Raw genomic sequence first — 15486 nt, 5'->3', positions numbered from 1 at the left:
CGCTAGCCGATCCAGGTGTCGTGCAGCTGGACACGGCTGCCGGAGTCGAACGTGAGGTCGTGCACCCTGTTCGAGACGCCCAGCTGGGTCTGGAGCTCCACCACCGGCACGTCGTACGCGTTCCGCACGATCAACTGCTGTGCCTCGGTGACGAGTTGCCTGCGCTTCGCGGTGTCAGTGGTGGCGGCCTGCGCCGACAACGCCGTGTCCAGCGAACTCGCGGGCAGGTGATAGAAGTTGGCCAACCGGGTGGAGAACGAGCTGCGCAGGATGTCCGGGTCGGCGCGGGTCGTGTTTCCCCACACCACGTCGAAGTCGCCGGACTGGAGCGTGGTGGCGAACTGGGTGACCGGGAGCTGCTTGAGCACCACGTCGATCCCGACGGCCTTGAGCTGCTGCTGGACCAGCTCCAGCGCGGGCTGGTTGGTGGCCGCGTTCGGGAACCAGCTGATGGTCAGGCTCAGCTTCTTGCCGTCCTTGGCGCGGACGCCGTTACTGCCGGCCCTCCAACCGGCTTCGTCCAGCAGGGACTTGGCCTTGGCTGCGTCGAAGGCCAGGTCGGTGGACAGGTCGCTGTAGTCGGGCGTGGTGTGCGCGAGGATGCTGGTCGCCGGCTGGGTACCGGTGGGGAAGACGGTGTCGGCGATCTGCTTCCGGTCGACGGCGGCCAGGATCGCCTGGCGCACCTTCACGTCCTTCAGCAGGGGCCGCGCGTTGTTGAGCCCCAGACCGAACACCACACCGGGGTTGGCCCGGCTCTGGAGGGTGACCTGGCCGCCCTTGAGCGCCGCCTCGTTGGCCTTGCCGACGCTGCTGATGGCGTCCACCTGCCCGGACTGGAGACTGCCGGCCCGCACCCCCGCCTCGGGGACGACCTTGAACACCAGCTTGTCCAGGTAGGCCTCGCCCTTCTTCGACCAGAGCGAGGAGCCCCAGTCGTACCCGGTCCGCCTGTCCAGCGTGATCGACTGGTTCTGCACGTACTGCTTGAGCACGAACGGCCCGGACCCCACCACTCCGTCGCTGCACTTCTGCTGCGGGCTCTTCCTGACGCTCGCCGAGGACTCGATGCCCAGCGAGTGGGTCGAAGTCGCCTGCAGGAACTGGGCGTTGGGCAGCTTGAAGGCCACCTTGACGGTGAGCGGGTCGACCACGGTGGTGCTCTTGACGCCGCTCAGGTAGCCCTCGGCGAGGGTGCCCAGGGCGCCGAGCTCCGGCACCGCGTCGAAGTTGTCCTTGACCACCTGCGCGGTCAGCTTCGAGCCGTCGCTGAAGGTGACCCCGGACCGCAGGTGGAACGTGAACGTCGTCGCGTCGGCGCTGATGTCCCAGCTCTTGGCGAGCCACGGCACGATCTTGCCGGTCTTCGGGTCCTGGTCGGTCAGGGAGTCCACGATCTGCCGCACCGAGTAGATGGTGTCGTTGCTGCCGACCTGCTGCGGATCCACGCAGCCGGCGTCGGAGCCCACCGCGAAGGTCAGGGTGCCGCCGGACTTCGCCGGGCCGCTTCCGCCGCCGGAGGCGTCGCCGCCAGAACCGCACGCGGTCAGCAGGACGCTGCTGGTCAGGAGCGCGGCCAGCGGCGCCCATCGGGAGGGTCTGAAAGCCGGAAGTGCTGTCACGGAGGGAGTTCTCCTACTCGTGTCACCAAGGCACGGGGTGCCGGGCTACGGGCGCGGGGCACAGCCGTGCAGGGCGTGCAGGGCGTGCAGGGGCGTGCGACCCTGGCCGGATCCGCCCCGGCCGGGGAAGCGCTGTGCAGAGACAAAGGGGATGGCAGACGGACGACACCGAGAACCGGTGGCCCGGGGCAGGACGGCGCGAAGGAGCCGTGGCCGGTGACGGAGGTCAGCCGGCGGCAGGCGGGCCGGTCAGACCCGACAGAGGCAGCTGGTCGAGCGCTTGAGGTCGATGTGGCGCCGGCGCGAGAGCCTGGAGTACGCCGTGGCGTCGGTGAGGGAGACCGCAGGGTCGTCGCCGTGCCGCATGCCACTCCTCCCCGTCTCCGGCCCCGTCAGGGGGCCACGCGCTTGCGGGAGTCGTCGGTGATCCCGCCGGGCTTTCACCTGGAGCACCCCACCGCGCGGGAGGGTTGCCGGTCAGCGAGCCAGGGCTTGACGCTGACACTCAATGCCGTTGGCGATCGTACGGATCGGTTTTGTCGTACGTCAATGCCCCGGCCCGGCGCCCCATTTGACAACACGGAGCCGTCTCACGTGCCGGGACGCCTGGTGGACGCACCCGGCGGCGTGTGCTTCGACGTCGCTCGCCCCGCCCGCGTCACCGGCTCCGCGCCTGCCCGCACCGCACCGGACCTCCCCGTCGGCTCCGCCGAACCCTGTCGAGCGACGGCCGGAGGGCCGGGTGTGGCCGGGGACGTTCCGAGTTGCCCGCTGCGGGTTGCCGAATGCCCAGTCGTCTGGAAAGTGCGCCCTTGTCATGACAGGGCGGGACGGCGGACTCTGGCAACAGGCACGGCGGTACGGGTACCGGACGTCGGATCCCCGACGGCCCTGAGGCGGCTCAGGAGGCCCGCGGATGTCGGTTTCACCGGAGTGCGGCGTTGATGGTCCTGCTGTCACCGAGCACGAGGCGGAGGCGCTGGTCGAGGGAATCTGTTTCAAGACGGGCCCGCCGCGGACCGTCGGGGTCGAAGTGGAGTGGCTCGTCCACCGGGAGCGTGCGCCGCACGACTCCGTGGACCGGGCGGACCTGGAAGCGGCCCACGCCGACCTGCGCACCCTGTCGCTGACGTCCGGGCTGAGCGTCGAGCCCGGCGGCCAGGTGGAGCTGAGTTCCCGGCCGGCCCCGTCGCTGGCCCGGTGCGTGTCGGAGGTCTCGGCCGATCTGACGGCCGTGCGCACCGCACTCGGGGGACACGGTCTGGCCCTGGCCGGCATGGGCGTCGATCCCTGGCAACCGCCTCGCCGGTTCCTGCGCGAGCGGCGCTACGACGCCATGGAGGCCTGCCTCGACCGTACGGGACCGGCCGGGAGGACCCTGATGTGCACGTCGGCCTCCGTCCAGGTGTGCCTCGACGCCGGACGGGAGGAACCCGGCGTCATGGGGTTCGCGCGGCGCTGGTGGCTGGCACACCACCTGGGCGCGGTCCTGGTCGCGGCGTTCGCCAACTCGCCCATGGCCGTGGGGCGTGCCACGGGCTGGCTGTCCACCCGGCAGCTGATGTGGGCGGAGCTCGATCCGGGACGGGCCGGCGGACCCTCCCTGGCCCACGACCCGCGCCGCGCCTGGGTCCGGCGCGTCCTCGACGCACCGGTGATGTGCGTACGGCGGGACGGCCCCTGGGAGGTGCCGGACGGCGTGAGCTTCCGCGACTGGACCCGCTCGCACACCATGCGCCCGCCCACCCGTGCGGATCTCGACTACCACATCAGCACCCTGTTCCCGCCCGTCAGGCCGCGCGGCCACCTGGAACTGCGCATGATCGACGCCCAGCCCGGCGATGACGGCTGGCTCGTGCCGCTCGCGGTGGTCACGGCCCTGTTCGACGACCCGGGCGCCGCCGAGATCGCGCACCGGGCGGTGCAGCCCCTGGTGGAGCGGGCCGCGGGAGCTCCGGCACCGCACAATCCGCTGTGGACCGCCGCCGCCCGACACGGGCTCGCCGACCCGCAACTGAGGCGCGCCGCCGTGACCTGTTTCGCCGCGGCGCAGGACGCCCTGCCCCGGCTGGGCGTGAGCACCAGGGTCCTGGACACCGTCGCGGCCCACGCCGACCGCTACGTCCGCCGCGGCCGCTGCCCGGCCGACGACGTGCTCGACCGGCAGCGCGACCGTGACACGTCCGCACGGGGCCGCGCCCGGCGCTGACCCGGAGCGGACCGGCACGGCGCTGCGGCGCAGGGCCGGCCGTTCAGCCGGTCCTGCACCCCGCCGTCGTGCCGGTCAGACCGCCTCCCGCCGCTCCGGGGCGGCGGAGCGGTGGGTGAGGGGCGCGCGCAGGCCTAGGTGTTCGCGCAGCGTGCTGCCGGTGTACTCGGTGCGGTAGACCCCGCGCTCCTGCAGTTCCGGGACGAGCAGGTCCACGATGTCGTCGAGGCCGCCGGGGATGAGGTACGGCGTGACGTTGAAGCCGTCGACCGCGCCGTGCCGGACGAAGCGGGCGAACTTGTCGGCCAGGCCGGACGGGGTGCCGACATGGCCGCGCTGCGGACCGAGCGCGATGACCGTCTCGCGCAGCGACCAGCCGTGCGCCTCCGCCTGCGCCCGCCACTCCGCGACCACCGCGCGCGGGTCGGCGGTCCGCCGCGCCCCGAAGGAGCCGTCGTTCTCGGCGACGACAGGGTCCTCCGCGGGCAGCGGACCGTCGGCGTCGCGGCCGGACAGGTCGATACCCCACAGCAGGCCGGCGATCCCCAGGGCCGTCGCGGGAGTGACCTGCTGGAGCCGGATCCAGCGCTTCTTCTCCTGCGCCTCCTCCTCGGTGGCGCCGATGATGATCTCGGTGCCGGGCAGGATCCGCAGGTCGTCGTCGGGCCGCCCGACCGCCCGCAGCCGGTGCCGGATGTCCTCGGCGAAGGCCAGTGCGTCGTCGAAGTCGTTGCCGTGCGCGGAGAAGATGACGTCGGCGTTGCGGGCCGCGAAGTCGCGCCCCTCACCGGAGTCACCCGCCTGGAAGATCACCGGGTGGCCCTGGGCGCTGCGCGGCAGGGTGGGGGCGAGGTCGACGTCGAACTGCGGTCCCCGGTGGCGGACTTGGCGTACGGCGCCGGGCGCCGACCACGCGGGCGCGGTCACGGACGCGGCGACCGCCTGGTCGTCCCAGCCGTCCCACAGGGCGCGGGCCACGGTGAGGAACTCCTCGGCGCGCCGGTAGCGGTCGGCGTGGTCGAGATAGCCGCCCCGGCGGAAGTTGGCGCCGGTCCAGGCGTTGTCCGTGGTCACGACGTTCCAGCCGGCCCGGCCCTCGGAGAGGAGATCGAGGCCGGAGAGGCGGCGGGCGAGGTCCGCGGGTTCGTTGAAGGTGGAGTTGGAGGTGGAGACCAGGCCGATCCGGCGGGTGACCGCGGCCAGCGCCGCGAGCTGGGTGATGGCGTCCGGCCGTCCGGCCACGTCGAGATCGTGGATCCTGCCGTCGACCTCGCGCAGCCGGAGCCCCTCGCCGAGGAAGAACGCGTCGAACAGGCCCCGCTCGGCGGTCCGGGCGACCCGCCGGAAGGAGGCGGGGTCGATCTGCGAACCGCTGTCGGGGGCGGACCAGATGGTCCAGTGGTTCACGCCCTGGAAGAACACCCCGAAGTGCAGCTGGGCGTGCGGCCGCGGGACGTCGAGGGGGTCGGTGCGGGTCATCGGGCTTCCTCCTGGACGGCCGCGGCGGCGAAACGGTTGGCGGGGCGCTCCAGGCCGAGGGCCGAGCGCAGGGACGTGCCGGGCAGCGGGCGGGCGACGAGGCGCCGCTCGGACAGGGCCGGCAGGACGAGGCGGGAGAGGACCGCGAGATCCTCGTCCAGCACCAGCGGACGCAGCCGTACCCCGTGCACGTGCCGGCTCAACGACGCGAGGAGAGCGACCAGTCCGGCCGCGGAACCGACGTGCCGCAGCCGTCCGCGGTCGGTCCAGGGCGCGTACCGCGCCAGGTCGGCGACGCGCTCGGCGCCGGTCGCGTCCGGCGTGTCCAGCGCCACCTCGACCTCGGCGAAGACGCGGGGGGTGCCGGCGCCGGTGGCGGCCGCGGCGACCGACGCCAAGTCGCGGCCCTCGACCAGGGCGACGTCGAGCTGTGCGGCGGGCACCAGGTCCGGGTGGCCCAGGACGACGAGCTGCCCCTGCGGCGGGCGCGGCACGATCGCCGGGCCCTTGACGGCGTAGGTCTCGCCGGTGAAGTCGATGTAGTGCAGGCGCTCGCGGTCGAGGTAGCGGCTCGTGGCGACGGACCGGATGACCGCGTCGTCCTCCCACGAGTCCCACAGCGCACGGGCCACCTCCACCCCGTCCCGGGACTCCAGGGCCCGCCCGGCCGCGTCGGCGACCGGCGGACGCCCCCAGACACGGGCCGCCTCGGGGCGGTCCTCCTCCGTCACCACCCACCCGGCGCGACCGGCCGAGATGTGGTCCAGGGAGGCCAACTGGCTGGAGACATGGAAGGGTTCGGCGTACGTCACCGGGACGACGGGCGCGATGCCGATCGTGCTCGTGGACGCCGCGGCGAACGCCGCCCGCTCCACCGCGCCGATCCGGCCGACGGGATCCGGCGCGGCACCGGGCGGCAGCACCCCGTCGTCCAGGGTGATCAGGGCGAACCCGGCGTTCTCGGCCGCGGCGGCGAGCCCGGCCGTACGGCGCGGGGTGAGCAGCTGGTCGGGTGCGTGGGCGGCGCGGCGCCAGGCCGCGGGGTGGGCGCCGTCACCGTCGATCTCGACGGCGAGGTGCAGGGCGGGGCCGGACAATGGACGTTCCTTCCGGGAAACACGGGAACGCGCGACCGCGCGGCCACGCCAGGCGGGCCGGACGGCGGCGGAGGACGAGAGCTGAGCGGGACCACGCGATGCGAGCCGTGCGTGGTGACGGCGCGTGGGACCGGACGCGGGCCGGCGTCCGGGACCCGGACGTGACCACGGTGTACGGGACCCGACGTGACCACTGCGTTCGACACCGGGACGTGGCCACGGCGAACCGGGCCTGCGGGACGGGCCGGCAGGGGTCAGAGGCGGTGGGCGGAAGGACAGACGGCGGAGCAGGTGCGGCAGTAGTCGACATGCCGGCGCGTGATCAGCCGCACGCCACAGCGCCCACCCCGGGGTGTCGCGCCGGATACGTGCATCAAGGGCCTCCACCCGTCAGAAACCGATCGGTTCACCGTACGTCGCCCGCCCCGCCGGGTGTCAAGAACAAGCGACGCGGACCACACCGGGGCCCACGTCCAGACGTCTGTCTCGCCCACGGCGGTTCTCTGATGCTCTGTCAGGAACGGTTTGTCCGACGGAGTTCAGGCGCTCCTCCGGCGCCTCGGCCGTCTTCTCCCGCCCCATTGTGTTGAGCTGTGCACACCCTTACTGTTCGACTTTGCCCGAGTCTGTTTGGTGTTGATTGCTCAGTCGGTCTGGAGGCCGCGGTGCGGAGTGATCGGATCGGTTCAGAGGCTGCGAGACCCGGTGGCCGTCGGTGGTGGCGGCCCGTCCTCGCGGTGGCGGCGACCATCGCCCTGGCGGCGGGCGTGATCACGCCCGCCGCGGCGCAGGACGCAGGAGAGCGGGCGCCCGCGGCGGCGCCCGCCGCCGCGCCACAGACGCACACGGTGACTCTCGACGGCTACTCGTTCCTCGTCGACGGCCAACGCACCTATCTCTGGTCCGGGGAGTTCCACTACTTCCGGCTCCCGAGCCAGGACCTGTGGCGCGACATCTTCCAGAAGATGAAGGCCGCCGGCTTCAACTCCACCTCGCTGTACTTCGACTGGGGCTACCACTCGCCGAAGCCGGGTGTGTACGACTTCACCGGGGTCCGTGACGTCGACAAGCTCCTCGACATGGCCGAGGAGGCGGGCCTCTACGTCATCGCCCGCCCGGCGCCGTACATCAACGCGGAGGTCGACAGCGGCGGCCTGCCCGGCTGGCTGACCACGAAGGCCGGGAACAACCGCAGCGACGACCCGCGGTTCCTGAAGTACGCCGACGAGTGGCTGACCCAGATCGACCGGATCATCGCCCGCCACCAGCTGACCAACGGCACCGGGTCGGTCATCGCCTACCAGGTCGAGAACGAGTACTACAACGGCTCGGCCGCCGGCCGCTCCTACATGCAGCACCTGGAGGACAAGGCCCGCGCCGACGGCATCACGGTGCCGCTGACCGGCAACAACAACGGCACCTTCAACTCCGGTACCGGAGCGCTGGACGTCGACGGCCCGGACTCCTACCCGCAGGGCTTCGACTGCTCGAACCCCTCCAAGTGGAACGGCGTCCCCGACATCAGCTACGACCACCCGGCCGGAAAGCCGCTCTACTCGCCGGAGTTCCAGGGCGGCGCCTTCGACCCGTGGGGCGGACCGGGCTACGACAAGTGCGCCCAGCTGATCAACGACCAGTTCGCCGACGTCTTCTACAAGCAGAACATCGCCGTCGGCGCGACCGCCCAGAGCTTCTACATGACCTACGGCGGCACCAACTGGGGCTGGCTCGGCATGCCGGAGAACTACACCTCGTACGACTACGGGGCCGCGATCCGGGAGACCCGCCAGCTCGACCCGAAGTACTACGAGGACAAGCTGATCGGGTACTTCACCCAGTCGGTCGCCCCGCTGACCGAGACCGAGGCGATCAGGGCCACCCCGCCGGACGACTCCGCGGTCGTCGACACCGCCCGGATGAACCCCGACACCAAGACGCAGTTCCACGTCCTGCGGCACGGCAACTCCACGTCCACCGCGGTCGACAAGACCCACATCTCGCTGGACTTCAACGCCCAGCCGGCCGCGGACACCACCTACACCTGGGACGACCCCGACTCCGCGCTGCAGTACACCGGTTCGTGGTCGCACGTGGCCAACACCAGCTACACCGGCGGCGACTACAAGCACACCGAGTCGTTCTCGAACAAGGCCGGTGACTCGCTCACCGTCCCCTTCGACGGGACCGCGATCCGCTGGATCGGCTCGAAGACGAGCAACCACGGCTACGCCGACGTCTACCTCGACGGCACCAAGGAGGCCACGGTCGACGACTCCGGCAGCGAGAACCAGGCGGTGCTCTTCCAGAAGACCGGCCTGGCACCGGGGGCACACACCCTGAAGATCGTCGTCGACGGGAACCACGCCTCGGGGTCCACGGACAACTACGTGGCCGTCGACGCCATCGACGTACCGACGGGCGACTCCGCCACCGAGCCGACCTACCCGGTCGTGCCCCAGCAGCCCGGCACCGCGATCACGCTCGACGGCCGCGACTCGCACGTGATCGTCGCCAACTACCGGCTCGGGGACACACAGTTGCAGTACTCGACGTCGGAGATCATGACCAGCGCGACGATCGGCGACCGGGACGTCGCGGTGCTCTACGGCGACAAGGACAGCGACGGCGAGACGGTCCTGCGCTACGCCACCGAGCCCACCGTGACCGCCACCGGCGGCTCGGTCACGACCACCTGGGACGCGGCCACCGGAGACCTCCGGCTGAACTACAGCCACCGGGGCCTGATCCGCATCAGCATCAGCGGCGACGGGAAGCGCCCGCTCCTGCTGCTCGTCGGCGACAAGGCCACGGCGGAGACCTTCTGGCGCCAGGACACGGCCACCGGGCCGGTACTCGTGCGCGGCACCCACCTGCTGCGCACGGCGACCAGCCTGGACGACGGCCACACCGTGGCACTCACCGGCGACAACGCCGACGACAAGAACATCGAGGTGTTCACCTCCGCCGACCGCGTCACCTGGAACGGCAGAACGGTGCACACCCAGGCCGGCGACACGGCCAGCCGCACCGGGACGATCCCGGTGGCCGCCCCGGTCGAGCTGCCGACGCTCACCGACTGGAAGCACGCCGAGGAATCCCCCGAGTCGGCCACCGGCTTCGACGACTCCAGCTGGCAGGTGGCCGACAGGACCACCACCAACAGCGTCTCCGGCGACGACGCGCAGCCCGTGCTCTACGCCGACGACTACGGCTTCCACACCGGCAACACCTGGTACCGCGGCCGCTTCCGCGCCACCGGCAAGGAGACCGGCGTCCACCTCGTCTCGGACTCCGGCGGCGACGCGCAGGCGTTCTCCGCCTGGCTCAACGGCACCTTCCTCGGCAGCTCCACCACCGGCAGCGCCGACCTCACCTTCCCCGCCGGTTCGGTGAACGCCACCGGCGACAACGTCATCTCCGTGCTCACCGTGAACATGGGCCACGAGGAGGACTACAACTCGACCAATGGCAACAAGACCGCGCGCGGCCTCACCAGCGCCTCCCTCGTCGGAGCGCCGCTGACCTCCGTCACCTGGCGGGTGCAGGGCGTACGCGGCGGCGAGGACCTCCAGGACACCGTGCGCGGCCCGCTCTCCACGGGCGGCCTGTACGGCGAGCGGGCCGGCTGGTCCCTGCCGGGCTACCCGGACAGGAGCTGGGACCAGGTGTCCCTGCCGGCCACCGACACCCGCCCCGGGGTCTCCTGGTACCGCACCGACGCCGAGCTGGACCTGCCGCACGGCCAGGACACCTCGCTCGGGCTGACGTTCACCGACGACCCGTCCCGCAAGTACCGTGCCACGATCTTCGTGAACGGCTGGCAGGTCGGCAACTACGTCAACTACCTGGGCCCGCAGCACACCTTCCCCATACCGAACGGCATCCTCAACCCCAACGGCCACAACAGCATCGCCATCGCCGTGTGGAACCTGGACGGCAGCACCGGCGGACTCGGCAAGGTCTCCCTCACCGACTACGGCAGCTACGCCTCGTCCCTGCGCGTCGCGCAGAACGACAGCCCCCGCTACGACGCCGTGAAGTACGCGATGCCGAAGCGCCCGGGAGTGGACGTCACCCTCAACGTGCCGGACACCGCACAGTCCGCGCAGGCCTTCACGGCCGAGACGACGGTACGGGTGCCGGAGGACCGGGCGTCCGCCTCCCGCCTGACGGCCTCGCTCTCCGCACCCGACGGCTGGAGCGTGACCGCCATGAGCCCGGCCACGGTCCAGCGCGTACGGCCGGGTGAGTCGGCCACCTTCACCTGGAACGTCCAGCCGCCGGACGGGACCCTGCCGTCCGCCTCCGCGCTCACCACCACAGTGGACTACGTACAGAGCGGACGGCAGGCCGGCGGCGGTGACGAGCGCATCGTCCGAGGGATCCCGCCGGCTCCGCCGGCCGGCACGAGCGCGGTGAGCGACCTGTCGTTCCTGTCGTCCACCAACGGGTGGGGTCCGGTGGAGCGCGACACCAGCGTCGGCGAACAGGCGGCGGGGGACGGCCGTCCGATCACCATCGCCGGCGTCGGCTACGCCAAGGGCCTGGGCACCAACTCGGTCAGCGACGTCCAGCTCTACCTCGCCGGAAAGTGCTCACGGCTGACGGCGCAGGTCGGCGTCGACGACGAGACCGGCGGCGCGGGATCGGTGACGTTCTCCGTGATCGCCGACGGCAGGACGCTGGTGACGACGCCTACGATCCGCGGCAAGCAGGCCGCGGCGTCCGTCGACGTCGACGTCAGCGGCGCCCAGGTGGTGGACCTCAAGGTCGGCGACGCGGGCGACGGCAACGGCAACGACCACGGCGACTGGGCGGTACCGACACTGACGTGCGGCTAGCCGGCTGAGGTCTTCGAGCGCGCGGCAAGCCGGATGACGGCTTCGAGTGCAATGTTCGCGGGCCCGAGGGGCACTTGGGCATGCCCGCTCTCCTGGCCGGGACGACCGTTTCGCAACGGAGCGGGTGGCCGGACGGTGGTGCAGGACGAAGGCGCGACCTCGACCGGGTGGTGGAGAGCGGGGCGGGCGGTGGCGCGGTGGCGGCTTCCGCACGCGCCCGTCCTGGTCCCTGAACCGCAGTGACGACCGCTGTGACCAGCCGTTCTTTCCTGCGCGCCCCGCCCCGGGGCCGGTCAACCCCGGGGCGGGGCGGTGCGGATGGTCTCCTTCCCCCGGCCGGCCGTGTCCGGCCGCGGCAGCGGTGGAGGGGTTGCGTGGGGGGAGGTTGACGCGTCCGGGGACAGAAGGGGCGGGTCGTTCACGGGAGGTACTGTGATCGAGTGAATGTGTCGACTCGCGGCAGACGGCTGCGGAGCCGAGCCGCCACAGCAGCCTTCGTCTGCGCGATCACCCTGTTACCCGGCCCGAGTTACGCGACCCCGGGCGAACCCGATCCGCGGAACGACCAGTCGATCGAGGACATCCACGACGAGCTGAACGGCCTCTACCGCCAGGCGGAGGTGGCAACCGAGGCGTACGACACCGCCGATGTGAAGGCGGCCGAGCAGGAGAAGCGGCTGGCGTCGCTGCACAAGGACCTGGCCCGCACCGAGGACAGGCTCGACGATCTGCGCGACCTCGCGGGTGCCGCCGCCCGCACCCAGTACCGCGGGGGCAACCTCGACTCCACAGGCATCCAGTTGCTGCTCGGCGACCACCCCGACCACGCCCTGGACGACGCGTCCCAGGCCCGCCAGGCCCTGCGCAACCTGGTCACGGTGTCCACGATCCAGAAGAACACCCGCGCGGAGCTGAGCCGGCAGACCGACGCGGCCGCCGAGAAGCTCCGGGAGCTGAAGAACACCCGCGCGGACAAGGCCGAGGCGAAACGGAAGATCGAGAACAAGATCGCCGAGGCCGAGCGGATCGAGGCGGGGCTCAAGAAGGAACAGACCCGCAAGCTGGCCCAGTTGGAGAAGGAGGAGGCGCAGGAGGCCAAGTCCAGGTGGACGGGCCCCGGTTCCGGCGACGGCACCTCGACCGGCACCAGTTCGGGCGGTGAGGCGAGCGGAGCAGCCGCCAAGGCCGTCGCCTTCGCGCTGGCCCAGATCGGCAAACCGTACGTGTGGGGTGCCGTGGGCCCGTCGTCGTACGACTGCTCGGGACTGACCTCCACGGCATGGGCGGCGGCCGGGCACCCCATACCCCGCACCTCGCAGGCACAGTGGCAGGGGCTGACCCGGGTCAGCCTGGCCTCCGTGCGGCCCGGAGACCTGATCATCTACTACGACGCCACGCACGTGGGCATGTACATAGGGGACGGGGAGATCGTCCACGCCCCGCGGCCCGGACGCACGGTCACGACCGCACCGGCCGCCTCCATGCCCATCCTCGGTGTCGTCCGACCCGGAGTCTGAGCGGATGACCTACTCACTGACCCCCCGTAACCAGGGAAACCTGCCCGCGGTGAGCGCACCGCCGCTGATCCGCCTCGACGCCTATGTCGCCGAGGACGGGTCGACGGTGGTCAACGGCCATCTGCTGGAGATGGGCGGCACGCGGCCGCCCAACGAGGCGATCCTCGACGCGATCGCCATGTTCGCCCGCACCCTGCGGGCCCCGGTGGCGGCCACCGTCATCGACCGCACCGTGTTGCAGGTGGCACGCCTGCGGGTGTACCCCGACGGCTCCAGCCGGACCATCGCCGACGAGGAGGACCTGCCGCCCGGGCGCGAGCGGACCGCCGCGGAGGAGGAGTCGTTCCCTCCGCTCGCCCGCGTGGAACGCATCACCCAGCACGCGCAGCGCGGGGAACTGCACGCCGCCTCCGTCCTCGCCAGTGCGCTGCGGGAGCACCTCACCCTGCGCAGGGGCGCGGAGGACGAACTGTCCCTGGAGGCACGGGCGATCGAGGCGTACCTCGCCTATCTGCGCGGCGACTACATGCACTCCACCGTCCTCGCGCTGACCGTCGCGCGCATCCGCTGCCGCACCGACCTGAGCCGGGCGGCGCCCGAGGTGGCCCGCGCCACCGCGGCGTGGCAGCGGCTGATGGACGACGGCCAGGTGGCCACCCGAGGGCAGGAACTGCTGCACATGTGGGAGCACCTGGCCGCGGAGGGCTATCTGCGGGAACCGGACCACCAGGCGATGGCCCAGGCCGTGCGGACCCGGCTCGCACGGGGCGACCGCTCGGTACCGGCTCCGGCCGCGGTACCCGCGCTGACGGTGGGCCAGGGGCCGGTCGCCCCCGAGGACGAGCCCCTCAGGCCCACGCGACGGGGGCTGCGCCGTTTCACCCGGCGGCCGGGCCGGCCCGCCGGGTGATCGGATCCCCTGGGCCGGATCAGCGGCGGGTCCGGCCCCCGTCGCCTCGCTGCGTCCCTAGGACCAGCTCGGCGACGGCCCCCCGGGCTGTCCGTAGGGCACGGGCCGGCCGGTGACGGCGTCCAGGAGGACGCGTTCCCCGAGCGGCTCGTGCAGCTCCACCTTGACGTCATGCATGAGCATCTGAGCGGTGCAGGGGCCGCTCTTGGCTCCCGTGACGGAGGCGTACAGCACGACGCTCTCGTCCGTCTCCAGCGCCCTGACGACGGGGCCGTCGTCGCAGGCTCCGTTCGCGGCCTTCACGGTGACGGACCGGCCGTCCGCAGCGGTCCCGGCCAACCTCGGGATGCTCCAGAGGCCGCCGGCAGACCCCTGCACCGTCGATCCGATCGGTGACCTGGGGAGCTTCGACGGGGTGACGGCCACTCGTTTGAGCGGGGTGTCGTAACCGTCCAGCGTGAAGAGCCAGGCGGGAACGGTGGCCGTGCCCCGGCTGGTGGTGATGGTCGTCGTGCCGAGCTTCGCTCCCGTCACCGTCAGCCGGGCGCCCGTGCTGTTGGCGAGGGCGAACGACTGGTAGGCCTTTTCCGCTCCCCACAGCGGCCGGGTCACCGAGTCCCCGCTCGGCCAGCCGACCTTCCCCTTCGCGGCGGTGGCGGCGGGCAGCTCGCCCCGCAGCGTGAAGTTCCGGATCTCGTAGGCGCGTTCGTCCGCCTTGCTGTGCCAGCCGGACGCCGGTGCCTGTACCGTGTCGGCCATGGGGTAGTACCCCTTGCTCCATGCGGTGGCCGCCGCCGATCCCCGCCAGGCGTCGGCCACTTGACGGGCCCGCTCCCGCTGCCGCGGCGACTGGGACGTGTCGTTGTCGTCGCCTCCCGGGCCGCTGTCGCAGCCGGCGAGGAGGCAGGCGCCCAGCAAGGGCGCGAGAAGAAGGCCGACGAGGTGCTTCGCTCGTATGGTCATGACTTTCCCCCGGAAGGTGTCCGACGAGGGATCTCCGCGATCCCCACCGGAGCACGACGCGCAGAGGCTGCTCGATCCCCGGCGCCGGCCCCGTGTCCACACCTACGACGCACGGGGGCGCGTCGACGTTCGCCCGCCGCCGTCCTCGCCCGGAGCGGGCCGGACCCGCCGCGTCAGGGCCGCTCAGTACGCGTGGTGGACCTGCCAGAACGCCCAGGCCTGGCAGGGGCTGCCATAGGTGGTGTTCATGTAGTTGAGGCCCCACTTGATCTGGGTGGCCGGGTTGGTCTGCCAGTCGGAGGCGACGGAGGCCATCTTGTTGCCGGGCAGGGCCTGGACGAGGCCGTAGGCGCCGGAGGACGGGTTGACCGCGAGGTAGTTCCAGGTGGACTCGTGGTCCACGATGTTGCTGAAGCACTGGAACTGGCTGCTGCCCACGATCTGCGCGGCCATCGCCTTGATCTGCGCCACGGTGTAGGAACTCCGTACGGGGAAGCTGGCCGTGGGGTCGCCGGCCGCGGCCTTGGCCTCCTCGCGCTCCTTGGCCTCGGCCTGCTTCGCCTGCGCGGCCTTGGCCGCCGCCGCCCGCGCGGCCTGCTCGGCGTCCTTCCGGGCGCTCACGTCCGCCTGCACGGCCATGGCGTCGGCCTGCTGGGTCAGCGACGCGGTCTGCACCTGCGCCTGCTCGCCCGCCGGCAGGTCCGCGAGGAGGGTGGCATCGGTCGCGGTCGAGTCCGCGTCGTTGTTCTGCGCGCTGCTGCCCGAGGCGACACCGACGACACTTCCGACAGCGGTGACCGCGGTGGCCGACGCCACCGCGATTCCCCGGACCGATATGCGGCTCACGC

General features: G+C 71.9%; 10 protein-coding genes and 1 riboswitch. Of the genes, 4 read left to right on the top strand and 6 right to left on the bottom strand.

What is annotated here, in order from left to right; all coding sequences use genetic code 11:
• Nucleotides 1-2: 2 nt before the first annotated feature.
• The gene (locus ACFWPQ_RS23960) at nucleotides 3-1622 is read right to left on the bottom strand and encodes an ABC transporter substrate-binding protein (RefSeq protein WP_384038249.1); all 1620 of its coding nucleotides are present in this window, start codon (nucleotides 1620-1622) and stop codon (nucleotides 3-5) included.
• A 249-nt stretch (nucleotides 1623-1871) separates the two neighbouring features.
• Complete coding sequence (locus tag ACFWPQ_RS23955) at nucleotides 1872-1988, bottom strand: putative leader peptide (protein ID WP_384038246.1); 117 nt, start codon at nucleotides 1986-1988, stop codon at nucleotides 1872-1874.
• Nucleotides 1989-2021: 33 nt separating this feature from the next.
• A riboswitch (SAM riboswitch) is annotated at nucleotides 2022-2135 on the bottom strand.
• A 403-nt stretch (nucleotides 2136-2538) separates the two neighbouring features.
• Here ACFWPQ_RS23955 and egtA point away from each other — a divergent pair.
• Complete coding sequence (gene egtA, locus ACFWPQ_RS23950) at nucleotides 2539-3831, top strand: ergothioneine biosynthesis glutamate--cysteine ligase EgtA (RefSeq protein ID WP_384038243.1); 1293 nt, start codon at nucleotides 2539-2541, stop codon at nucleotides 3829-3831.
• A gap of 75 nt (nucleotides 3832-3906) precedes the next feature.
• On the opposite strand, the gene ACFWPQ_RS23945 is transcribed toward egtA, so the two are convergent.
• Together ACFWPQ_RS23945 and ACFWPQ_RS23940 are read right to left on the bottom strand one after the other, a co-directional pair.
• On the bottom strand, nucleotides 3907-5310 hold the full coding sequence (locus ACFWPQ_RS23945) for an NtaA/DmoA family FMN-dependent monooxygenase (protein WP_384038240.1): 1404 nt from the start codon (nucleotides 5308-5310) through the stop codon (nucleotides 3907-3909).
• Complete coding sequence (locus tag ACFWPQ_RS23940; RefSeq protein ID WP_384038237.1) at nucleotides 5307-6407, bottom strand: LLM class flavin-dependent oxidoreductase; 1101 nt, start codon at nucleotides 6405-6407, stop codon at nucleotides 5307-5309. Before ACFWPQ_RS23940 ends, ACFWPQ_RS23945 begins: the two co-directional genes overlap by 4 nt.
• Before the next feature lie 665 nt (nucleotides 6408-7072).
• Here ACFWPQ_RS23940 and ACFWPQ_RS23935 point away from each other — a divergent pair.
• The 3 genes from ACFWPQ_RS23935 (at nucleotide 7073) to ACFWPQ_RS23925 (ending at nucleotide 13675) form a co-directional block, all read left to right on the top strand.
• On the top strand, nucleotides 7073-11248 hold the full coding sequence (locus ACFWPQ_RS23935; RefSeq protein ID WP_384038234.1) for a beta-galactosidase: 4176 nt from the start codon (nucleotides 7073-7075) through the stop codon (nucleotides 11246-11248).
• 440 nt (nucleotides 11249-11688) lie between these two features.
• Nucleotides 11689-12765: an NlpC/P60 family protein gene (locus ACFWPQ_RS23930; RefSeq protein ID WP_384038231.1), complete on the top strand. Its 1077-nt coding sequence runs from the start codon at nucleotides 11689-11691 to the stop codon at nucleotides 12763-12765.
• A 4-nt stretch (nucleotides 12766-12769) separates the two neighbouring features.
• On the top strand, nucleotides 12770-13675 hold the full coding sequence (locus ACFWPQ_RS23925) for a hypothetical protein (RefSeq protein WP_384038228.1): 906 nt from the start codon (nucleotides 12770-12772) through the stop codon (nucleotides 13673-13675).
• 57 nt (nucleotides 13676-13732) lie between these two features.
• Here the strand turns inward: ACFWPQ_RS23925 and ACFWPQ_RS23920 are convergent, their stop codons facing one another.
• Nucleotides 13733-14638: a hypothetical protein gene (locus ACFWPQ_RS23920; protein WP_384038224.1), complete on the bottom strand. Its 906-nt coding sequence runs from the start codon at nucleotides 14636-14638 to the stop codon at nucleotides 13733-13735.
• 183 nt (nucleotides 14639-14821) lie between these two features.
• On the bottom strand, nucleotides 14822-15484 hold the full coding sequence (locus ACFWPQ_RS23915) for a transglycosylase SLT domain-containing protein (RefSeq protein ID WP_384038220.1): 663 nt from the start codon (nucleotides 15482-15484) through the stop codon (nucleotides 14822-14824).
• Nucleotides 15485-15486: the final 2 nt, after the last annotated feature.

Source organism: Streptomyces sp. NPDC058464 (genome assembly GCF_042721035.1).
In the GTDB taxonomy this organism is placed as follows: domain Bacteria; phylum Actinomycetota; class Actinomycetes; order Streptomycetales; family Streptomycetaceae; genus Streptomyces.
This window is presented reverse-complemented; position numbering and strand designations above follow the sequence as displayed.

Bases quoted from the DNA above. Each gene is read 5' to 3' on its own strand.
- ACFWPQ_RS23955 (WP_384038246.1), bottom strand. From the start codon at position 1,988: ATGCGGCACGGCGACGACCCTGCGGTCTCCCTCACCGACGCCACGGCG.
- egtA (WP_384038243.1), top strand. From the start codon at position 2,539: ATGTCGGTTTCACCGGAGTGCGGCGTTGATGGTCCTGCTGTCACCGAG.
- ACFWPQ_RS23945 (WP_384038240.1), bottom strand. From the start codon at position 5,310: ATGACCCGCACCGACCCCCTCGACGTCCCGCGGCCGCACGCCCAGCTG.
- ACFWPQ_RS23925 (WP_384038228.1), top strand. From the start codon at position 12,770: ATGACCTACTCACTGACCCCCCGTAACCAGGGAAACCTGCCCGCGGTG.
- ACFWPQ_RS23920 (WP_384038224.1), bottom strand. From the start codon at position 14,638: ATGACCATACGAGCGAAGCACCTCGTCGGCCTTCTTCTCGCGCCCTTG.